Annotated in this window: 20 protein-coding genes and 1 pseudogene; 12 read left to right on the top strand and 9 right to left on the bottom strand. The window is 60.7% G+C overall.

The window, feature by feature from the left end:
- Window positions 1-398 precede the first annotated feature (398 nt).
- From J3P77_RS13115 to J3P77_RS13135, 5 genes and pseudogenes are all read left to right on the top strand, one after another.
- Complete coding sequence (locus tag J3P77_RS13115) at window positions 399-698, top strand: hypothetical protein (protein ID WP_434677055.1); 300 nt, start codon at window positions 399-401, stop codon at window positions 696-698.
- Between the two features lie 324 nt (window positions 699-1,022).
- Window positions 1,023-1,286 (top strand): hypothetical protein, encoded by a 264-nt coding sequence (locus J3P77_RS13120; RefSeq protein WP_434677056.1) that lies wholly within the window; start codon window positions 1,023-1,025, stop codon window positions 1,284-1,286.
- Between the two features lie 150 nt (window positions 1,287-1,436).
- Window positions 1,437-1,619, top strand: a complete 183-nt coding sequence (tnpB, locus tag J3P77_RS13125; protein ID WP_434677057.1) for an IS66 family insertion sequence element accessory protein TnpB — start codon at window positions 1,437-1,439, stop codon at window positions 1,617-1,619.
- A 50-nt stretch (window positions 1,620-1,669) separates the two neighbouring features.
- A pseudogene (tnpC, locus tag J3P77_RS13130) lies at window positions 1,670-3,198 on the top strand (IS66 family transposase).
- A gap of 51 nt (window positions 3,199-3,249) precedes the next feature.
- Window positions 3,250-3,744: a GNAT family N-acetyltransferase gene (locus J3P77_RS13135; protein ID WP_434677058.1), complete on the top strand. Its 495-nt coding sequence runs from the start codon at window positions 3,250-3,252 to the stop codon at window positions 3,742-3,744.
- A gap of 172 nt (window positions 3,745-3,916) precedes the next feature.
- Here the strand turns inward: J3P77_RS13135 and J3P77_RS13140 are convergent, their stop codons facing one another.
- The 8 genes from J3P77_RS13140 to J3P77_RS13175 form a co-directional block, all read right to left on the bottom strand.
- A complete protein-coding gene (locus J3P77_RS13140; protein ID WP_434677059.1) occupies window positions 3,917-4,315 on the bottom strand; it encodes a hypothetical protein in 399 nt (132 codons plus the stop codon).
- 557 nt (window positions 4,316-4,872) lie between these two features.
- Window positions 4,873-6,051: a fumarylacetoacetate hydrolase family protein gene (locus J3P77_RS13145; protein ID WP_434677060.1), complete on the bottom strand. Its 1,179-nt coding sequence runs from the start codon at window positions 6,049-6,051 to the stop codon at window positions 4,873-4,875.
- 15 nt (window positions 6,052-6,066) lie between these two features.
- Complete coding sequence (locus J3P77_RS13150; RefSeq protein WP_434677061.1) at window positions 6,067-7,851, bottom strand: IlvD/Edd family dehydratase; 1,785 nt, start codon at window positions 7,849-7,851, stop codon at window positions 6,067-6,069.
- A 16-nt stretch (window positions 7,852-7,867) separates the two neighbouring features.
- Window positions 7,868-8,770: an NAD(P)-dependent oxidoreductase gene (locus J3P77_RS13155; RefSeq protein ID WP_434677062.1), complete on the bottom strand. Its 903-nt coding sequence runs from the start codon at window positions 8,768-8,770 to the stop codon at window positions 7,868-7,870.
- Window positions 8,767-10,140: an MFS transporter gene (locus J3P77_RS13160; RefSeq protein WP_434677063.1), complete on the bottom strand. Its 1,374-nt coding sequence runs from the start codon at window positions 10,138-10,140 to the stop codon at window positions 8,767-8,769. The genes J3P77_RS13155 and J3P77_RS13160 overlap by 4 nt, the downstream gene beginning before the upstream one ends.
- A gap of 69 nt (window positions 10,141-10,209) precedes the next feature.
- Entirely contained in the window at window positions 10,210-11,184 is a 975-nt protein-coding gene (denD, locus tag J3P77_RS13165; RefSeq protein WP_434677064.1) for a D-erythronate dehydrogenase, read from the bottom strand.
- Between the two features lie 48 nt (window positions 11,185-11,232).
- Window positions 11,233-12,081 (bottom strand): ureidoglycolate lyase, encoded by an 849-nt coding sequence (locus tag J3P77_RS13170; RefSeq protein WP_434677065.1) that lies wholly within the window; start codon window positions 12,079-12,081, stop codon window positions 11,233-11,235.
- Between the two features lie 30 nt (window positions 12,082-12,111).
- The gene (locus J3P77_RS13175; protein ID WP_434677066.1) at window positions 12,112-12,870 is read right to left on the bottom strand and encodes an SDR family oxidoreductase; all 759 of its coding nucleotides are present in this window, start codon (window positions 12,868-12,870) and stop codon (window positions 12,112-12,114) included.
- A 108-nt stretch (window positions 12,871-12,978) separates the two neighbouring features.
- Between J3P77_RS13175 and J3P77_RS13180 the strand changes: the two genes are divergently transcribed.
- The 3 genes from J3P77_RS13180 to J3P77_RS13190 all read left to right on the top strand — a co-directional run bounded on the left by J3P77_RS13180 (window position 12,979) and on the right by J3P77_RS13190 (window position 15,551).
- Window positions 12,979-13,935, top strand: a complete 957-nt coding sequence (locus J3P77_RS13180; protein ID WP_434677067.1) for a LysR family transcriptional regulator — start codon at window positions 12,979-12,981, stop codon at window positions 13,933-13,935.
- 111 nt (window positions 13,936-14,046) lie between these two features.
- A complete protein-coding gene (locus tag J3P77_RS13185) occupies window positions 14,047-15,345 on the top strand; it encodes an MFS transporter (RefSeq protein ID WP_434677068.1) in 1,299 nt (432 codons plus the stop codon).
- Between the two features lie 77 nt (window positions 15,346-15,422).
- The gene (locus J3P77_RS13190; protein ID WP_434677069.1) at window positions 15,423-15,551 is read left to right on the top strand and encodes a hypothetical protein; all 129 of its coding nucleotides are present in this window, start codon (window positions 15,423-15,425) and stop codon (window positions 15,549-15,551) included.
- A gap of 1,053 nt (window positions 15,552-16,604) precedes the next feature.
- Here J3P77_RS13190 and J3P77_RS13195 read toward each other — a convergent pair.
- Window positions 16,605-16,835 carry a hypothetical protein gene (locus J3P77_RS13195; protein ID WP_434677070.1) on the bottom strand — a complete coding sequence of 77 codons (231 nt, stop codon included), beginning with the start codon at window positions 16,833-16,835 and terminating at the stop codon, window positions 16,605-16,607.
- A gap of 370 nt (window positions 16,836-17,205) precedes the next feature.
- Here J3P77_RS13195 and J3P77_RS13200 point away from each other — a divergent pair, with 370 nt between their 5' ends.
- The 4 genes from J3P77_RS13200 to J3P77_RS13215 all read left to right on the top strand — a co-directional run bounded on the left by J3P77_RS13200 (window position 17,206) and on the right by J3P77_RS13215 (window position 19,448).
- The gene (locus J3P77_RS13200) at window positions 17,206-17,640 is read left to right on the top strand and encodes a DUF411 domain-containing protein (RefSeq protein WP_434682006.1); all 435 of its coding nucleotides are present in this window, start codon (window positions 17,206-17,208) and stop codon (window positions 17,638-17,640) included.
- 63 nt (window positions 17,641-17,703) lie between these two features.
- On the top strand, window positions 17,704-18,141 hold the full coding sequence (locus tag J3P77_RS13205; RefSeq protein WP_434677071.1) for a YqaA family protein: 438 nt from the start codon (window positions 17,704-17,706) through the stop codon (window positions 18,139-18,141).
- Window positions 18,142-18,450: 309 nt separating this feature from the next.
- Window positions 18,451-18,786 (top strand): hypothetical protein, encoded by a 336-nt coding sequence (locus J3P77_RS13210; RefSeq protein ID WP_434677072.1) that lies wholly within the window; start codon window positions 18,451-18,453, stop codon window positions 18,784-18,786.
- Between the two features lie 293 nt (window positions 18,787-19,079).
- Window positions 19,080-19,448 carry a hypothetical protein gene (locus tag J3P77_RS13215; RefSeq protein ID WP_434677073.1) on the top strand — a complete coding sequence of 123 codons (369 nt, stop codon included), beginning with the start codon at window positions 19,080-19,082 and terminating at the stop codon, window positions 19,446-19,448.
- Window positions 19,449-19,548 lie beyond the last annotated feature (100 nt).

Raw genomic sequence — 19,548 nt, forward strand, 5'->3', positions numbered from 1 at the left:
AAATCTTTGTGCGACAGCCTTAAAGGCCCGATCCCAGACGATTCCCAGCCGCGCACCCCGACCAACCAGCTTGGCTGGCGGGCCGATTAAGACTCCGCTCCTCACGTCACGCGTTGTCAGAAACTCGCTTTGACCGGTGTACTCGGACCGATTTGCAATAGATGAGCGCAGAACTTGAGTCGCTTCGGATCGCCGGATTGCGTCGGAGCCAGCTTGCTGGCGATAGCTGCTGCTCGTTCCATCAGGCTGCATGCCGAGACGAGTTGCATGTTGATTGATGAACCTCGACCCGGGGGCATCATTCACCGCCATTGGCGAGTCTGAACAGCAGACGCGGGGAACGACCCGCTGCGCCTGTGCGTCTGACCTGTATCGACTCACTCAACAGGTACAGCGCAATGGACAAGACGATCACCGTGGATCAACTGGCGACCACCGACCTTGGATCGATCAACGAGATATGGCTCGGCGGGACTCATACCCAGTTATGCCTGTGGCGGGGTGAACAAGTCTTTACCCACGAAATGCTCAGCGAGGGCACCCACGATCAGAATGCCCGGCGCCTGTGCTTGCAGCTGATCAATCCTGAAGATCAGGCCGCAGTGGCCCACGTGGAAATGATCGCGCGCGAAAGGCTGGAACAGATGGGGAGGAAAGGCGAGTTCTATCCGGCCGAGGGGGCGGACACTCACCAATGATCGGTCCGCAGCTTTGATGGAGGTAAGGCCTATCGGCTGAGCATGTTGCCGGCCCCGGCCTAATCATCCCTGCAACACTCAACCTGAATGACCGCGCTCGGCCAACAGCGGCTTTACAGGCGATCTTGTGCCAGTGACTGCAGGCGCAGGTCGATTGCAGTCGCGAGCAAGGTAACCGTCCGGCCAAGTCACCTACCGAACTCCAGCATTAAGGGCGATGGTGTCCGCGTATTTTTAAGCGGATGCGATCGCCCTTATCGCCAGGATTACCATGCGCCAACGAAGCTCTTATCCCAAACCATTCAAAGCCCAGGTCGTCCAGGAATGCCTGCAACCTGGAGCGACAATTTCCAGCGAGCCATCCATCACGGCATCAACGCCAACGTGATCCGCATATGGCTACCGACTTACCGGGATCAATCGCCTGCAACCTTGCCGGCTTTCGTTCCGGTAAAAACGGTACCAAGGCGAGCAACAGAAGAGATGGTGATCATCTCCCTGCCTCTGGGCGATAAATCCATCACCGTAAAGTGGCCAGCCTCGGATCCGGACGGCTGCGCGTTTTTCATCCGTGGCCTCGCCCAATGATTCGCATTGATGCCATCTGGCTCGCCACCGAGCCTATGGACATGCGTGCCGGCACTGAGACTGCATTGGCCTGAGTAGTCGCGGTGTTCGGTGCGGCGAAGCCGTACTGCGCTTACCTCTTTGCCAACCGCCGGGCCAACCGGATGAAAAGTGCTGGTGCACGACGGCGTCGGTATCTGGCTGGCGGCACGGCGTTTGAACCAAGGAAAATTTCATTGGCCGGGCATCCATCGTGGGTCGGAGATCGAACTCAACCCCGAACAACTCCAGGCGCTGGTACTGGGATTACCTTGGCAACGAGTCGGTGCCGGCGGCGCAATTACATTGCTTTAAATGTTGCCTTTTAGCTGAAGCAGTCAGGCTGCTTTGGTAAAATTCACCCCATGACTTCATTGCCCGATCTCGACCAAATGAGCCCCGAGCAACTGCGCACAATGGCTGCGCAGTTGATGTCCAAGATCGACATCCAGAGCCGAAAGATCCATCGTGATGAAACGATCATCGAGCAGCTCACTCACGAGATCGCCCTCCTTAAACGCCACAAGTTCGCCAAGCGCAGCGAGCAGATCAGCCCGGCGCAAGGCAGCTTGCTCGACGACCTGCTAACTACCGACCTCGAAGCCATCGATGCGGAGTTAAAAGCCCTCCATCCAGCCCCCGCACAGACAGAACCACGCCAGCAACCCAAGCGTGCGCCGCTGCCGCCACAGTTTCCACGCACTGTGATCCATCACGAACCGGACGACACTCAGTGTGCTTGCGGCTGTCAGCTTCAGCGCATTGGTGAAGACGTCAGCGAAAAGCTGGACTACACACCCGGCGTGTTTACCGTCAAACAGCACGTTCGCGGGAAATGGGCCTGCCGGCAGTGCGAAACGCTGATCCAGGCGCCGGTGCCGCCGCAAGTAATCGAAAAGGGCATCCCCACTGCCGGCCTGCTGGCCCACGTGATGGTGGCCAAGTTCGCCGACCACTTGCCGCTCTATCGACAGGAAAAGATCTTCGGCCGTGCCGGCCTGGCCATCCCGCGCTCGACACTGGCGCAGTGGGTGGGTCAAACCGGCATGCAACTCCAGCCCCTGGTCGATGCGCTGCGCGAAGTGGTGCTGGCCCAGCGCGTGGTTCACGCCGATGAAACGCCGATACAAATGCTGGCGCCCGGCGAGAAGAAAACCCACCGCGCTTATGTCTGGCCCTACAGCACTACGCCGTTCTCGGCCTTAAAGGCCGTGGTCTACGAATTCAGCCCCAGCCGTGCTGGCGAACATGCGCGTAACTTCTTGGGTACCTGGAACGGCAAGCTCGTCTGTGATGACTTTGCCGGCTACAAAGCCAGCTTTGAGCTGGGCATCACCAAGATCGGCTGCATGGCCCATGCACGCCGCAAGTTCTTTGACTTGCATGTAGCCAATAAAAGCCAATTGGCGGAGCAGGCGCTTCACTCGATTGGCGGGCTGTACGAAGTCGAGCGACACGCCAAGGAAATGAGCGACGAAGACCGTTGGCGATTACGCCAGGAAACAGCAGTGCCCATCGCTGAAAGCTGCATGAGTGGATGCTGGCCCAGCGTGAACTTGTGCCCGAGGGCTCGGCCACGGCCAGAGCTCTGGATTACAGCCTTAAACGCTGGGTAGCGCTGACGCGCTACCTGCAAGATGGTGCTGTGCCCATCGACAACAACCAGATCGAGAACTTGATCCGGCCGTGGGCGCTTGGGCGGTCGAACTGGTTGTTTGCAGGGTCGCTGCGCAGCGGCAAGCGGGCGGCCTCGATCATGAGCCTGATCCAATCAGCGCGCATCAACGGGCATGATCCGTATGCTTATCTCAAGGATGTGCTGACGCGGCTGCCGTCGCAGCGGGCGAGTGAAAGTCATGATCTACTACCCCACGTATGGAGGGGATTCGAGTAGCACCGTCCATACTGTGCAAATCTGACGCAGCACCAAACTGGTGAGGTAAACATGGAAGTACGGCCTATCACACTTAACGATCTCAACGCGTTTTACTCCCTCTTTTGTGAGGTGAGCGCGGAGGATCGTTACTCGGCACGGCCAAGCCCGCCACCTATTCAAGCAATAGAACGTGCGTTAGCACAGGTGGTGGAAAATCATTGGCCGGTATATGTGATCGAGCATGAAGGCCAGGTAGTCGGGTCAGCTGAAGCCTATCCAGATAGCTTTTGCCGCCCAGGCGGTAGCGAATTGATTGGAATTCTGGGAATGCAGGTAAAGCGAGAGTACCGCCGGAATGGTTATGGATTTGCTCTCCTTTCAGCAGTGATAAGACATTGTCGGGGAGCTGGTTTCAAATCTGTCGACCTCAGTGTTTTCAAGTCAAACACGGCAGCTAGATCACTTTATAAAAAGCTCGGTTTCACGTGGGTCGAAGATCTCCCGCCTTGCAAGCTTCCATGCGGTACAGCTCAACAGCCAATCAAAATGCGACTCGCACTCTGATTGCACGGTTATGGCGGATACCGAAAGCATTGACAACGTGTGATGCCGAGACGCTTACGCTGAGCACGCTGGAAGCTGCACTCGTGGCACTGACCTGGCTCTTTTTGGCGTTTTCGATCTCGACGTCGTTGGGCAAACGCCCAGTGAAACCGATAGACGCGTTGGCTATCGGCTAAAAAAGCCAACGCTGAGGAGTTGTGACACCCAATAGGCTTATAAGGATGGAGTGTTCTTGCTCCCCAGAATGAGCATCAAGAAAAACCATATCCTCACTAACACCATGAGAGCTAGAAACACCAAGGACGAACTCCCGTCCCGTAGATACAGCGAGCCTCTGCGCAAAAGGAATCAGGCGGTTGACCTGCTCAATGCCGAAGTTCTCAATGGGAAGGTTCAACCCAATAAACCAATCGGGCAAGTCATTCTCAGATACGCTCTCATCGCGTTCGTGTTTCTGGTTCACGAGGAACGCACCCAGCTCAGACCATTCGCAAACGAGACCATTGAACGCAGCCACAAGCTCTGCCTCGATAGCATCGTTGTCGCTGCCATCTGCATATAGATAAAGCATCTGTCCTAAGCGTCCTAGGGCTCCCATGCACCTATGATAGCGCTAGGGCACGCCAATTGTGAGCAGATGTACATCATCGTGCTTATAGCTGGGATCGCGTAGCTGACTTCGCCGGACGCTTACCGAGCAAGCTCCCTCCCACAGGGCCAAGGCGCGCCGCGAATTGTGTGGGAGGCAGCTTGCTGGCGATAGCGGGCGCACAGGCACGACGATTGGCGCTGATCTCCACCGACCTCTTCGCGGCTAAAGCCGCTCCCACTGCGATTGCGGCGTATCCAAAAGAGCCGAGCCTTTTCCCACAACTAAGGCCGAAGCGCGCCGCGAATTGTGGGAGGCAGCTTGCTGGCGATAGCGGGCTCACTAGCATGACGATTGGTGCTGATTCCACCGGCCTCTTCGCGGCTAAAGCCGCTCCCACTGTGATTGCGGCGTATCCAAAAGAGCCGAGCCTTTTCCCGCCCTTAAGGCCGAAGCGCGCCGCGAATTGTGGGAGGCAGCTTGCTGGCGATAGCGCGCTTAGAGGCACGATGGTGGGTGCTGATTCCCACAAAAGCCTCTTACAGCACGCCGCGTTGCGCCAGGTTCTTCATCAGCGCGCTGACGCCAAAGCTCCAGGGCGGGGCCTGATCGCTGGTGGCGACGCGATTGTGCAGGCACCCCAACAGCGGCGAGGAAATGCTCACCAGGTCCCCCACCTTGTGGGTGAAGCCCTGGCCCGGCTGGTCACGATCATCGGTCGGCGCGAACAAGGTGCCGAGAAACAGTACGAAGCCATCAGGGTACTGGTGGTTGAGGTTGAGGGTTTGTTGAGCCAGGTCGGCGGGGTCCCGGCTGATCTGGCTCATGGAGCTGCTGCCGTCGAGCACGTAGCCATCCCTGCCTTCGACACGCAGGGCGACTTCGCAGCAGCGCACGTCATCCAGGCCAAAGTGCTCGTCGAACAGGCGGATGAAAGGCCCGAGCGCACACGACGCGTTGTTGTCCTTGGCTTTGCTGAGCAGCAGCGCGCTGCGCCCCTCAAAGTCGCGCAGGTTGACGTCGTTGCCCAGGGTCGCTCCCTGGATGCCGCCTTTGCTGTCCACCGCCAGCACCACTTCGGGTTCCGGGTTGTTCCAGCTGGAATGCGGATGAATGCCGATGGAGCTGCCGCTGCCCACTGCGGCGAGGATCGGTGCCTTGGTGAAAATCTCGGCGTCGGGGCCTATGCCCACTTCCAGGTACTGGGACCACATCTGCTGCTCGATCAGCACCTGTTTGAGGCGCATCGCCTCGGCAGAGCCTGGGCGCAAGTCACGCAAGTTGTCGCCGATCACCCCATGCACCAGTTGGCGTATCTGGAGAGCCCGTTGGGCGTCGCCGCCGGCTTTTTCTTCGATTACCCGTTCGATCATGCTGGCGGCAAACGTCACCCCCGCCGCCTTGATCACTTGCAGATCGGCGGGCGGCAACAGGCTTGGTCGTGCAGGATCGCGCTGTTCGCCGCTGTTGGCCAGCAGCGCTTCCAGGCTGCACACCGGTGGGCCACTGGCTTCCCGCGCGGCTTGCAGCGGCGCGTCGCTGTCGAGCAGCAGGCTCAGGGTCGGGAACTGCGCGGTGACATCAATGAACTGACCGTCACGCAATATCACGACAGCCGGACCGCCCGGTTCGCCCGGCAGCCACACGCGCCCCACCAGGGTCGCGCGTTGCCAGTCATCGGGCATGGAATTCTCAATCGTCAATTGCAGCGCTTGCATAACGGGTCCTTGAACTCAGTGGGAATGGCGCGGGTGGCCGTTTTGGGTGATCACCCGCCAGTGCAGGGTTGCCGGTTCCAGGCAACCGCCCGTGGACAGCTGGCCGACCAGCTGCCGGTAAAGCTCCTGCCACGGCGTTTGCGCCGGCGGCAGCGGGGGCAACGGTTCCTGGCGACGGGCCTCCAGCTCGGCTTCGTCCACCAGCAGGTTCACGCTGCGGGCGTTGAGGTCGACGCGCAGGCGGTCACCGGTGCGCAGCAGCGAAAGGCCGCCGCCCACGGCCGATTCCGGCGACATGTTGAGGATCGACGGGCTGGCTGACGTGCCGCTCTGGCGACCGTCGCCCAGGCACGGCAGCGAGTCGATGCCCGCCTTGATTAGTGCCGCGGGCGGCGCCATGTTCACCACCTCGGCGCTGCCGGGGTAGCCAACCGTGCCGCAGCCGCGGATCACCAGAATGCAGCGCTCATCGATATCCAGGGTCGGATCGTTGATCCGCGCCTGATAATCCTCGGGGCCTTCAAAGACGATCGCCCGCGCCTCGAAGCTGTTGGGTTGCAGCGGGTCGCTCAGGTAAGTGCTGCGGAAGGCTTCGCCAACCACCGACATCTTCATGATGGCGCTGTCGAAGAAGTTGCCGCTCAGCACGATGAAGCCGGCGCGATGCTTGAGCGGCTCGGCGCAACTGCGGATTACGTCGCGGTCGCCGGTCACCGCGCTCTGGACAATCTCGCCCATGCTCTGACCATTGACCGAACGGCAATCGCGGTGCAACCGCCCTGCCTTGTCCAGTTCGTGCATCACCGCCGGGACGCCGCCGGCGCGATGGAAGCTTTCGCCCAGGTATTCCCCGGCCGGCATGCAATTGACCAGCAGAGGCACGTCCTCGCCCACCCGCTGCCAGTCTTCAAGGGAAAGGTCGATGCCGCTGTGGCGTGCGATAGCGATCAGGTGCGGCGGGCAGTTGGTCGACGCGCCCAGCGCCGAGGCCACGGCAATGGCGTTCTCGAAAGCGGCGTGGGTCATGATGTACGACGGTCGCACGTCCTCGCGCACCAGGTCGACGATGCGCATGCCCGTCGCGTAGGCCATTTGCCCGCGTTCGCGGTAAGGCGCCGGAATGCTCGCGCAACCGGGCAGCGACATGCCGAGCGCTTCGGCGATGGCGTTCATCGACAACGCCGTGCCCATCGTGTTGCAGTGGCCCACCGAGGGCGACGCCGCAGTGGTCAGCGTCATGAAACCTTCGTAGTCGATCTCGCCCGCGCTGAGCAGATTGCGCGCATGCCAGAGCACGGTTCCGGAACCGATCCGCTGGCCCTTGTGCCAACCGTCCAGCATGGGGCCACCAGACAGCACAATGGACGGCAGGTCAGTGGTGGCCGCCGCCATCAGGCAGGCGGGCGTCGTCTTGTCGCAACCGGTCGTCAGGACCACGCCGTCCAGCGGGTAGCCGTGCAGGATTTCGACCAGCCCCAGATAGGCGAGGTTGCGGTCCAGCGCGGCAGTGGGCCGACGCGATTGTTCGGCGATGGGGTGAACCGGGAACTCCATGGGAATGCCACCCGCATCGCGGATGCCGTCCTTGACGCGCTTGGCCAGTTCAATGTGGTGGCGATTGCACGGTGTGAGGTCGCTGCCCGTTTGAGCGATGCCAATGATCGGCCGCCCCGATTGCAATTCGGCGCGGGTCAGGCCCTGGTTCATGTAGCGCTCAACGTAAAGCGCGGTGAGATCCGCATGGCTGGGGTCATCGAACCACTGCTGGCTGCGCAGGCGGCGTGGGGTTGAATCGGTCATGTCGAACTCCGGCAGATTAATCGGGCAAGTGGTTGTGGCGGCGCAACTGGCGGATCAGCCCGGCGTGGTCGAGCTCGCCGTCACCGGCCTCGACCATTGCCTCGAACAGCCCGTTGACCAGGCTGCCCACGGGCAGCGACAGACCGAGTGAATCGGCATGGGCGAGCGCGGTGCGAGTGTCCTTGAGTTGCCATTTGGCTGGGCCGCCAGGGGTGAAGTCCTGTTGCAGCATGCGTTGGCCGTGCTGGCGCCATATCGGCGAGTCCACGAACCCGCCCAGCAGCGCTTCATGAACCCTCGCCGGGTCGGCGCCGCCGCGTTCAGCCAGCAGCAGCCCTTCGGCCACCGTCGCGATGCTGCTGGCGACGATAAGCTGGTTGACCAGCTTGGCCAGCTGGCCGGTGCCGACCGGACCGACATGCACCGGCCGACCCAGGGCGGACAGGACGGTGCGGCCCTGCAAGAAGGCGTCGGAATTGCCGCCGGCCATGATCGCCAGGCTGGCGTCGCGGGCGCCGCGTTCGCCGCCGGACACCGGCGCGTCGAGGTAGCGCAGCCCGAGCGCGGCGCATTGGCGCGCCTGCTCGGTCGCATGCTCCACGGCGATCGAGCTCATCACGATCACCAGCGCACCTGGCGCCAGAGCCAGGGCAGCGCCCTCCTCGCCGAACAGCACCCGATCACAGGTCGGGCCGTCGCTGAGCATGCAAATCAGCGTCTGGGCGCCCTCGGCGGCCTGGGCCGCGCTGGCACATACCCGCGCTTCTTGTTCGGCCAGCGCAGCGGTCTTGTTCGTCGAGCGGTTCCAGGCCTGGACCGGGTAACCGGCCTTGAGCAGGTTGAGCGCCATGGGCTGACCCATGATGCCGGTGCCTATGAAAGCCACCCTGTGACTGGAAGCCGCGCTGTGCTCGTTCATGCCTTGCCTCCCAGGCCGCGCACTGCCGGGGTCGGCTCACCGACGGTCGCCACCTTGTTGCGCGGCATCAACACCATGCCCAGCCCGCCGGCACCGACCAGCGCGGCGATAATCAGGAAACCCGGGGTGTAGCTGCCGGTTGCGCTATACAGGTAACCCGTGAGGTAGGGTCCGGTGAAACCGCTGAGGTTACCGATCGAGTTGATCAGCCCGATGCCCGCCGCAGCCCCGACTCCGGTCAACACCTGGCCGGGTACCGCCCAGAACACGTTGATCGCGCTGTACACGCCCATGGCCAGCAGGATGAAGCCGATCACGATGATCCATGGCTGGTTGATCAGCAGCGCGACGGCAATGGAGATGGCGGCCAGCATCGCTGCGCCGCCGGCATGCCAATGACGCTCCTGCAGACGGTCGGAGCGGCGGCTCCACCAGATCATCGCCACCGCCGCGACGGCGTAGGGAATCGCAGTGATCAGGCCGTTCTGCATCAGGCCGATCTCCAGCCCGAACGAGGCGCGGAACGACGCCAGTACCGTGGGCAGAAAGAAGTTCATCGCGTTGGAGCCAGAGGTAATGCCGAAATACACCAGCGCCAGCAACCACACCTGCCGACTGGCCAGCGCCTTGCGAATCATCTGGCCCTTGGTCGGTTGCACGCCAACCACCAGCGGCTTGGCGCGCTCTTCCTGCTCCAGCGTGTTGATCAACCATTTGCGCTGCTCGGCGGTCAGCCAGTGGGCATCCGCCGGGCGATCAGTGAGGTAGAAGTAGCACACCACCCCGAGAATGACGGCCGGCACGGCTTCGACTATGTACATCAGGCGCCAGCCCACCAGGCCATAGGCGTCACCCAGTTCTATCAGGCCCACTGACAACGGCGCACCGATGATCTGGGCGATGGGCACACCCAGGTAAAAGGTGGCGATCATGCGCGCCCGATAGCGGCTCGGAAACCACAGCGACAGCAGGTAGATTACCCCCGGAAAAAAGCCCGCCTCGGCGATTCCCAGCAAGACGCGCAAGGTGATGAAATGCCCGGCGGTCTGCAGAAAACCCATGGCGCCGGCGATAATGCCCCAGGTCACCATGATCCGCGCGATCCAGACCCGGGCGCCAAAGCGGTGCAGCAGAATGTTGCTCGGCACTTCAAAGATGAAATAACCGAGAAAGAAAATGCCTGCGCCCAGGCCATAGATGGTCTGGCTGATGCCGATGTCTTCGTTCATGCGCAGCGCCGCGAAGCCGACGTTATTGCGGTCCAGGAACGCGACTACAAACAGCAGGATAAGAAAAGGCACCAGGCGCTTGGTCACGCGCTTGATGGTTTGCCTTTCGATATCCGAAACATCCGGGTGTGAAGTGATCATGTCGCACGACCTCGCATTGTTGTTGTTATCGGGAATCGGTGCAGCAGCGGGCGCCCGAACGCGGGCGCGTTAAACAGGCCTTGTGTCCTCGATGTGGGCACGCACGATGGCATCGAAGTCGGCGTCGGCGCTGAAACCCAGGGCACGTGCGCGGGGTGCCTCCACCCTGCTCGGCCAACTCTCGACAATGCGCTGGATGGTGGCGTCCGGCTCCCAGCGGATCAGCCGGGTCACGTCGGGACCCGCGACCCGTTGCAGGGCGGCGACCATATCGGCGACGGTGGTGCTGATGCCCGGCAGAGGGATGATGCGTTGATTGCCCAGGGTTTCGGGCGACAGGGTCATGCCACGCAGCATGGCCTCGACAATCCTGCGCGGTGACGTGAGGTAGACCTGGGTGTCCGGTCGAACCGGGCACACGGCGGGCTCGCCGTTCAAGGGCTCGCGGATGATCGAACTGAAGAACGTCGAGGCGGCCTTGTTGGGTTTGCCGGGGCGCACGGCAACAGTAGGCAGGCGCAGCACGCGGCCGTCGATGAAGCCTTTGCGTGCGTAGTCGGCCACCAGCAGCTCGCCGACCGCCTTTTGCATCCCGTAGGACGATTGCGGCGTGAGCGCCGTGTCGTCGTTCACCACCTCGGGCAACGCGCCACCGAACACCGCGAAACCGCTGGCGTAGACAAAGCGTGGTTGGCTTCCCTGCCTGCGCACGGCTTCCAGCAGGTTCAGCAAGCCGTGCAGGTTGACCTGCATGCCGAGGTCAAAATCAGCCTCCGCCGCCGAGCTCACCACCGCCGCCAGGTGCCAGACCAGATCGACGCCATCAACGATGCTCGCGACGACCTGCGGGTCGGCGATATCTCCGGTCACCAGCTCGATACGCGCGTCGTCGGGGAGCTCGTCGCTCGCAAAGGCATCAAACAGTACGATGCGCTCGATGGCGCTGGGCGCTTGGCCGTCGAGGGCCAGGCTGTGCATGTCGAGCAGGCGCCGCGCCAGCTGTTTGCCGATAAAGCCGGTACCACCGGTGATCAGAACGCGCATCTGTTTCTCCTTTTCTTGTTATTGGATCGTGTGCCCGCCGCCCCTGGCTCAGTCGGCCTGCACCGTGCGCTGGCATTGCTCGCCCAGGCCTGCAATGCCCAGGCGCATTTGCTGGCCGGCGCGCAGGAACACCGGCTCGGGCTTGACCCCAAGGCCCACGCCCGGTGGCGTGCCGGTGGAAATGATGTCGCCCGGTTGCAGCGACATGCAGCGGCTCAGATAAGCGATCAGCGCGGGAATCTGGAACACCAGGGTGCGGGTGTTGCCGTTCTGGTAGCGATGCCCGTCCACCTCCAGCCACAGGTCCAGCTGATGGGGATCGGCGATTTCATCACGGGTCACAAGCCACGGGCCGATGGGGCCAAAGGTGTCGAAGCCCTTGCCCTTGTCCCACGTCCCGCCGCGCTCCAGCTGCCACTCACGCTCGGACACATCGTTGATCACGCAGTAACCGGCCACGTGGTCCATCGCGTTGCTTTCGGCGATATAACGGCCGGCCTTGCCGATGACCACGCCCAGTTCCACTTCCCAGTCGGTCTTGCTGGAGCCGCGCGGAATCTGCACGTCATCGTTGGGCCCGCAGATGGCGCTGGTCCACTTGTTGAACACCACAGGCTCGGTCGGCACGGCCATGTTGGATTCGGCGGCGTGGTCGGCGTAGTTCAGGCCGATGCAGATGAATTTGCCGACCTGGCCGACGCAGGGGCCGATGCGTGGCGAGCCGCTCACCAGTGGCAAGGTGGCCGGGTCCAGCGCGGCCAGTGCTTGCAGGCTGGCGGCTTCCAGCGCCTGGCTCGCGACGTCGGGAATGTGCGCCGACAGATCACGGATGTTTCCCTCGGGGTCCAGCAAACCGGGTTTTTCCTGGCCTTTGTCGCCATAGCGCAGCAGTTTCATAGGCAATTCCTGAGTGGTTGTAAAAAGGGGTCAGACGCTCATGCCGCCATCGATCACATGGACGGCACCGGTGGTGTAGGCACTGGCATCGCTGGCCAGATAGAGGGCCAGCGCCGCGATTTCTTCGGCTTGCCCGAGGCGGCCCATGGGCTGGCGGTCGACGAATGCCTGATACACGTCGGCCTCCGAGCGGCCTTGTTCCCGGGCCTGGGCAGCGATGCGCTGGCGCAGCGACGGCGAGTCGACGGTACCGGGGCAAATGGCGTTACAGCGGATGCCCTGGCTGACGTAATCGGCGGCCACGGATTTGCTCAGGCCAATAACGGCGGCCTTGCTGGCGCTATAGGCGAAACGATTGGGCACGCCTTTGACGCTTGAGGCCACCGACGCCATGTTGATGATGCTGCCGCCGCCCGCGGCGAGCATGCCTGGCAGGAAAGCGCGAATCATTCGGTACATCGCCGTGACGTTGAGATCGAAGGAAAACTGCCAGGCCTGCTCGTCGCATTCCAGCAAGGCGCCGCTGTGGACGTAGCCCGCGCAGTTGAACAGGACGTCGACGGTGCCGACCCGGTCTCGAATCGCTTCGATGGCGGCGGCGTCAGTTACATCGAGCCGGAGCGCCAGAATGCCCGGCATATCCTGCAGCGGCTCGATATTCACGTCGGTGGCGATGACTTCGGCACCGGCCTGCTGAAAGGCAAGAACCGAAGCGCGGCCGATGCCCTGGGCGGCTGCGGTGACCAGAACGCGTTTATTGGCAAGGCTGTATTGTTTGGCAAGGGTCATGGAGGCGTCCGTTTTTATTTTTGGGGGACAGCGTCAAACCAACTTAGAGTCAGTTGCCGATAAGCGCCAATGAGATATTCTCAAGGTTCAATAACCGAGGGTTATCGGATGACAGATCTGGGTTTTAGCCAGCTGTGCAACTGGCTGCGTTTTCGACACCTGGTGTTGATCGACACCCTGGCGCGTACGCAAAACATGCATGCCACGGCGCTGGAGATGAACATCAGTCAGCCCGCCGTCAGCAAGATGCTGCGCGAGGTTGAGAAGCAGTTGGGCTTTGCCTTGTTCCAGCGGCTGCCGCGCAGCATGTCGCCGACCGATCTGGGCAGTCACGTGGCCCGCTATGCGCGCATCGCGCTCAACGACTCACGGCATTTCGTCGGCCAGATCAATCACCTGCGCCAGGGCGGCCATGGCCTGCTGAAGATCGGCAGCATCTACGCCGCCACCTCCGTGGCGTTGCCGGCGGCCATCGTCGGCGTCAAGCAGCGCTGGCCGCTGTTGACCCTGGATGTGCTGGAGGGGACCAGCGCGGATCTGCTGAACATGCTCGAACACAAACAGCTGGATCTGGTCATCGCCCGGTTCACCTCCGACCGCCACCGCCAACTGTTCGAGTTCCAGCCCCTTGCGCCCGAACCCCTGTGTCTGGTGACGGGCAGCCAGCACCCCCTGGCCGGCACGCAAGAACTGCCGCTGGCAGAACTCGGCAGTTGGCCGTGGATCGTGCCTCCTGCCGGCACGCCGATGCGCATGCGGCTCGAACGCGCCTTTGCCGAAGCGGGCATGCAGACACCCGAGAATACGGTCGAGACCCTTTCCCTGCAGACCATCCTGCAGCTGCTGCAAACCGCGCCCATGGTCGCCATGCTCGCCGAGTCAATGGTCGGACCTGACGTACAGGCCGGACGCCTGGCACGTCTGGCACTGCCCTTTCCGCTGGTGCTGGCGGACTACGGCATCATCACCCGACGCGACGAGAGCCCTGGCTGGTCGGCCCAGGCCCTGATTCAGGAGCTTCTCAGCGGAGCGGATACGCAACGGGCGCAGCAGACGCCTCGATAACCCGCGGTTATCGATCAATGGAAAGCTGTCATTGGGCGCATTGCACCTGGCCGACTAGAGTGAACGACGCCCGCGACCGACGACGGGCGTCATCGCTCACCAGAGGCGCTCATGAGAACAATAAAAAGCTACAAGAACCTGACGATCCTGTTTCTGTTCCTGATCGGTGTCGTCAATTATCTGGACCGCAGTGCGCTGTCCATTGCCAATACTTCCATCCAGAAAGACCTGGGCATCAGCCCCATGCAGATGGGTGTCATGCTTTCGGCTTTTTCAGTCGCCTATGCCTTCTCGCAGTTGCCGCTCGGCGCACTGATCGACCGCCTGGGCAGCAAGCTGGCGCTGGGTGGTTCGCTGATCGTGTGGTCGCTGGCGCAGGCCGCTTTCGGCCTGTTCAGCAGCTTCCATCACCTGGTGGCCTTGCGGGTGCTGCTGGGCATCGGTGAGGCGCCGGTGTTCCCCTCCGCCGCCAAGGCGCTGTCGGAATGGTTCGACACGCAGGAGCGCGGCACGGCCACCGGCTGGGTCTGGTCCTCGACCTGTCTGGGTCCCTGCATAGCTCCGCCGCTGCTGACCTTGTTCATGGTTCACCTGGGCTGGCGCGGCATGTTCGTGCTCACGGGCGTTATCGGTCTGGTACTGGCCGCCTGCTGGTTCGCGTTCTACAAGAGCAAGGCGCAATACATGGCGCAGACCGGACGCGCCGAACCGTTGCCAGAACAAGCCAGACGTTCGACCGCGCCACGGGTGCGCTGGACCGCCCAGTTCAAGGAACGCAACACATGGGGTGCGTTCCTGGGCTTCATGGGGGTGATTTACATGATCTGGCTCAACCTAACCTGGCTGCCGGGTTATTTCGAGCGCGAGCACGGGCTGGACCTGTACCGTACCGCCTGGGTGGTGTCGCTGGCCTATCTGTTCGGAGCCATCGGAACCGTCGTCGCCGGCAAGGCCTGCGACCATCTGGTGGCGCGGGGCATGAAAGTGCTGGCCAGCCGCAAGCTGATGGTGATCATGGGGCTGCTTGGCGGCGCGCTGTTCACGCTGATCGTCGCGTTCACCACCAACGTGGTGGCTTGCGTGGTGCTCCTGTGCCTGACGATGTTTTTCATCAACATTTCCAGCGCCACGGCCTGGATGATCGTCAACACCATCGTGCCGTCGGAGCGCGTCGCCTCCTTCGGTTCGATTCAGAACTTCGGCGGCTACCTGGCGGGCTCCATTGCACCGATTCTGACCGGCTTCAGCGTGCAGCAGACCGGCTCGTTTTCGTCGGCTTTCGTGATCAGCGCAATGGTTGCGGCGTGCTCGGCGGTGGCCTATTTCGCACTGCTCAAGGAACCCGCAGCGAAGCCGACGACGCTGTCGAGCGTGGATGGCGCGCAGCCCATGGGTCAGGCGCGGCCCTGATGTGACTGGAGATCCGATGGAACATTCGTCCGTGGCCGTTTCCTAATCCATACCAACCACGACCCCGGAGCATCATCATGGGCACTGAAAAAACCTCGGCCGACGACGACAGCCGCACGCCGGCCGATTACGACGAATACGGAGAAGAGCCTTCACAGGATGAAGAGCCCGACAGCCCCGACCAGGCCCTGACGGACCCGGCTTAAGCGGCGCGGCACCTGGCGCCAGGCGTCAGGTGCCGGGCTCGGTTGGCGTCACGCCGGGGGCCGTACAACGGCTGTCTTCCAGCGGCCAGCCGAAAGACCTGAGGCAAAGGCCGATCCGTTCAAAAACGACGCCTTTCCACAAAGGTCCATGGCGAGCAAGGAGTTGTCCTGGTAATTGAGGGCGACGTCGCGCTTCTCAGTACAGCTAATCGTTGGCAGATATCTGCTCAATCAGTCGTTGCGCCAAGGCTACCCCGGCTGTGCATGGGTCGTCGCATGTGATCCAGAAAGCGGCGTCGTCATACTGCCAGTCTCCCTCATCAACCTGTACCCTTGCCGTTATTCCCTTGGGGTGATGTACGAGCCCGACGGTGATCTGGCAACCGCGATATAGCGTTGTGAAACCCTGGAGTTGCTTTTGCATGGAAATCCCTTTAAGCCTGCGTCATGCAAACCCTCCGCTTGATACTCCACTCACCATTAAATAGCCACCATCCGTTACGGAAGGCAACCTGGGCACCCACGAAAAGTTATAAAGACAGCCCGATTTTTTACACACCCGCAGCCGATGCCAACGGTGTGCGCTGTTCTGCCGGTCAGAGGAGGCTAATGCGACTGGTATACCTTTGCGTGGCGAGAGCGCCGGGGCTTGAGCAGCGAAGCTGACGGCCGCTGATTCGACCCGGCAAGCGCAGCATCCTGTGCGTTCCATCTGTCTATGTACCCACAGCATTCAGCAGTGAGTGCCTGAACAGCTTCGTCAGCGTCAGCAAAGCTGAATCTCTCGCACAGGATGAGTTCGGGCTCGCCTCCTCCTTTGTCGAACAGTTTCAGCTCGCTGAGAATGCCCTTTGGTACGTGGAGCAGACGCACCTCGATCCTGAAGTCCTGGTAAGAAGCAGACAACACTTGTGAATTACGGAACATAGGGACGACCCAAAGTCTGACTCAGACTTGAAGGTATAGCCCAACTACAGAGAAGACGGGAGACACCGCGTCCCATTCCGGCCTCGAAGGCACTGCAGGTCGACGCCGGCATACGCTCCACGTGCGTCAGTTTGGGCTTCGAACGCCTTCGACGGCGAGTATGAACTGCCCCAGATCTGTCACGCCGATGCCGCCAATAAGCTTCCCGAGATACTGGTCGTGAGCTGAGTAGACGGAATTGCGGACGAACTTGAACGCGACCGTGCCATGCCACCACACAAGGCCCTGATCATCAACACGCCCCAATTCAATGCCATTGCGACCGTATACTCGGCTGCCTGCTTCACTGACTTCCATGAACCGCTCCTCCTTCCGTGTCTGCGCGCCGCGCCGCCTGCGGCTGGCCTGCCAAGAAGTCGCTGAGCGTCACGCCCAATGACAAGTCATTAGTACGGAAATTTTACAGTGAGTTCACCACGGCAACAGATTCCCGCACTTTTTTAATCGACCTGGAGCGCTTGTTACCCAAGTCTCCGATAAACGGGCGCGCAGCCAGCCAGGAACTTCGGATCCGTCCCAACCACTCCAACTATTCCAGATCAGCGTCTTGCGGATAGACTGTGACGCTTACAGGCGATTGGCGCGTTCTGCCGTGATGAGTCGCCAGGACTCCAGGCTCAATACCCTGCGCCAGACAACACCAGGCTCGATCTACAGGAAAAAAATCATGCGACGACTAACTCTCGGGGTTTTGGGTGGACTGCTTCTCAGCGGAGCGGCACATGCCGCTGACCTGCTCAAGATCGACGTGCACCGTGATGCCAACTGCGGCTGTTGCAAGCAATGGGTCAAGCACCTTCAGGCCAGCGGCTTCGAAGTCAACGATCAGGTCGAAACAGACATGAGCCCGATCAAAGCGAAGCTTGGCGTACCTGCATCATTACGTTCGTGCCACACCGCCGTCATCGACGGAAAATTTGTCGAAGGCCACGTTCCAGCGGAGCAAATCAGACAGCTGCACGGCCGTCAGGATCTGATCGGCGTCGCAGTCCCAGGCATGCCGCTCGGCTCGCCGGGCATGGAGCATGGCGAAACACGGCAGCCATATCGGGTCCTGGGATTGACTCGGTCTGGAGCTGAGGAAGTCCTGGCTGAATATTGAGTGCCAACGAACCTGTGCTTTGGCGCATGGACGTCTTACCGGCCATATGACTGAGGCGTGACGGTGGTTGTACTGACAGGCTATCTGACGCTGTTCGCGGTGGCATTCGGTGCCGCCACGCTGCTGCCTTTGCAGTCGGAATCCGTGCTGGTCGGCATGTTGATCTCAGACGCTTTTTCGGTACCCGTCCTGTTGGTAGTGGCTGTGACGGGCAACGTGCTGGGCTCAGTAGTGAGCTGGTATCTGGGCCGGTCAATCGAACACTTCAGACACAAGCGCTGGTTCCCCGTGAGGGAGCGCGACCTGGATCGAGCACAGGCCACCTATAAGCGCTTCGGGCGCTGGGCTCTTCTCTTCACATGGATGCCCATCATTGGCGATCCGATCACCCTGATTGCCGGGGTAATGCGTGAACCTTTCTGGAGCTTCCTCGGACTGGTAACCATGGCAAAAGCACTGCGTTACTTGGCGCTTACGGGGCTGACGCTTGGGTGGATGTAGCCAAAGCAGTCATTGCCCCTGTGGGTTTGCTGGCTTTTGCAATCGGTTAGTCGTGGTCAGCGCTACATAGGGTTCCTCATCGGATCGGAAGACGGCATACAGCGTTGGGAACCGGCGCTCGTAAAGCGCGCGTGTTCCTGGAATAGGGAAGAATTGTTAGTAACCTGAAGCGGCATTACTGACCGCTATCGGCCAAAAGCAGACGTTCGTACCAGGTTCGCCTTGTAAGGAAAGCCTCAGGACGTCAGCATAGATCCCACAGACATCCTCCAATAGGGACATATGCGTAGTTTTCTATCAGTGCTTCTCATGGGCGTTAGCACCTTTGCGGTCGCCGGTTACGATCTACATATCAGTCGCAAGGTTTTTTGGGGTGACGACTTCGGTCCCAAAATAACCTTCGAGGAATGGCAAGAGCATTTGAAAACCGACCCACAGGTCGTCAGGGATGTTGCCAATGGCCCACAGAACTTTATGGTCTCCATACCTGGAGAGTCATTTCCGCTCTGGTATCGCTCAGATCTTGGTGAGCTGTTTACGAAAAATCCGACAGACAAGGCGATCTTAAAAATCGAAGAGATCGCTCGCAGTTTGAACGCGAGAGTTCAGGGTGATGATGGTGAGTTCTATCCACCAGCGCCTTGACTATGTATGCCTGTCCGGTGGTTGAGCACGGCGAACGGTGGCCATTAATATGTCCGCTTGGGTCGAAAGCGGCTATTCGCGAGCGACAGCTTCTGGCCGAAATCAGACGTTCAAACCCCAAACATTGAGGATTTCACTGTAATTTACCGGTACCGTGCCAGCTAAAGGTTTCTCGCACATACATCTACCGATTCCAAGGCACCCATTGGTAAATGAACGGTGCGCTGGACGGGGAGATGCAGATTGCCCACCCTGATGGTGAAGGCGCGTCAAGCGGTTTGGAGACGTAAATCATGACAGGGCTTACTCGAGACAACCCGACAATCATTGCCTTCGTACTGAATTGCTACCTGAGTAACGCGATCAGCACAGAGGAGCTACAGATGTGGGCAGCTGATGTTGCTGGCTCAGGGGTAGCGCATCCAGATTACATAATGGATCTGATTACCTTCGACGCGCCACGTTTCCACATTTATGAAACCTTGGGCTTCAGCCCTGGGAGAACATTTTCAGCCCATGAATGCGAAGCAATTCAAGGTCTTGCATACCTGCGCAACCGCTTGGTTTTTGAAGCCTCAAATAAAGCGCGAGCATTACAGGCACTGCATCAAAATCCATCTGTAGGTGCAGAATTCGCAGCTATTTACGTTCATCCAGCCTGATTTTTAGAGCAAAGCGGTTAATCACTGAACTCGGTGTAACCGTGCACGCCGTGATGGAGGGTTCACCCTCAAGCACGAGATCACAAGATACCCACGGTGC

This window comes from Pseudomonas sp. R1-18, from assembly GCF_051132095.1.
GTDB lineage: Bacteria > Pseudomonadota > Gammaproteobacteria > Pseudomonadales > Pseudomonadaceae > Aquipseudomonas.

What these genes read in the sequence shown, in the direction of transcription:
- J3P77_RS13115 (WP_434677055.1), top strand. Translation starts at nt 399, where the DNA reads ATGGACAAGACGATCACCGTGGATCAACTGGCGACCACCGACCTTGGA.
- J3P77_RS13120 (WP_434677056.1), top strand. Translation starts at nt 1,023, where the DNA reads ATGCCTGCAACCTGGAGCGACAATTTCCAGCGAGCCATCCATCACGGC.
- J3P77_RS13135 (WP_434677058.1), top strand. Translation starts at nt 3,250, where the DNA reads ATGGAAGTACGGCCTATCACACTTAACGATCTCAACGCGTTTTACTCC.
- J3P77_RS13140 (WP_434677059.1), bottom strand. Translation starts at nt 4,315, where the DNA reads ATGCTTTATCTATATGCAGATGGCAGCGACAACGATGCTATCGAGGCA.
- J3P77_RS13145 (WP_434677060.1), bottom strand. Translation starts at nt 6,051, where the DNA reads ATGCAAGCGCTGCAATTGACGATTGAGAATTCCATGCCCGATGACTGG.
- J3P77_RS13150 (WP_434677061.1), bottom strand. Translation starts at nt 7,851, where the DNA reads ATGACCGATTCAACCCCACGCCGCCTGCGCAGCCAGCAGTGGTTCGAT.
- J3P77_RS13155 (WP_434677062.1), bottom strand. Translation starts at nt 8,770, where the DNA reads ATGAACGAGCACAGCGCGGCTTCCAGTCACAGGGTGGCTTTCATAGGC.
- J3P77_RS13160 (WP_434677063.1), bottom strand. Translation starts at nt 10,140, where the DNA reads ATGATCACTTCACACCCGGATGTTTCGGATATCGAAAGGCAAACCATC.
- denD (WP_434677064.1), bottom strand. Translation starts at nt 11,184, where the DNA reads ATGCGCGTTCTGATCACCGGTGGTACCGGCTTTATCGGCAAACAGCTG.
- J3P77_RS13170 (WP_434677065.1), bottom strand. Translation starts at nt 12,081, where the DNA reads ATGAAACTGCTGCGCTATGGCGACAAAGGCCAGGAAAAACCCGGTTTG.
- J3P77_RS13175 (WP_434677066.1), bottom strand. Translation starts at nt 12,870, where the DNA reads ATGACCCTTGCCAAACAATACAGCCTTGCCAATAAACGCGTTCTGGTC.
- J3P77_RS13180 (WP_434677067.1), top strand. Translation starts at nt 12,979, where the DNA reads ATGACAGATCTGGGTTTTAGCCAGCTGTGCAACTGGCTGCGTTTTCGA.
- J3P77_RS13185 (WP_434677068.1), top strand. Translation starts at nt 14,047, where the DNA reads ATGAGAACAATAAAAAGCTACAAGAACCTGACGATCCTGTTTCTGTTC.
- J3P77_RS13190 (WP_434677069.1), top strand. Translation starts at nt 15,423, where the DNA reads ATGGGCACTGAAAAAACCTCGGCCGACGACGACAGCCGCACGCCGGCC.
- J3P77_RS13195 (WP_434677070.1), bottom strand. Translation starts at nt 16,835, where the DNA reads ATGGAAGTCAGTGAAGCAGGCAGCCGAGTATACGGTCGCAATGGCATT.
- J3P77_RS13200 (WP_434682006.1), top strand. Translation starts at nt 17,206, where the DNA reads ATGCGACGACTAACTCTCGGGGTTTTGGGTGGACTGCTTCTCAGCGGA.
- J3P77_RS13210 (WP_434677072.1), top strand. Translation starts at nt 18,451, where the DNA reads ATGGGCGTTAGCACCTTTGCGGTCGCCGGTTACGATCTACATATCAGT.
- J3P77_RS13215 (WP_434677073.1), top strand. Translation starts at nt 19,080, where the DNA reads ATGACAGGGCTTACTCGAGACAACCCGACAATCATTGCCTTCGTACTG.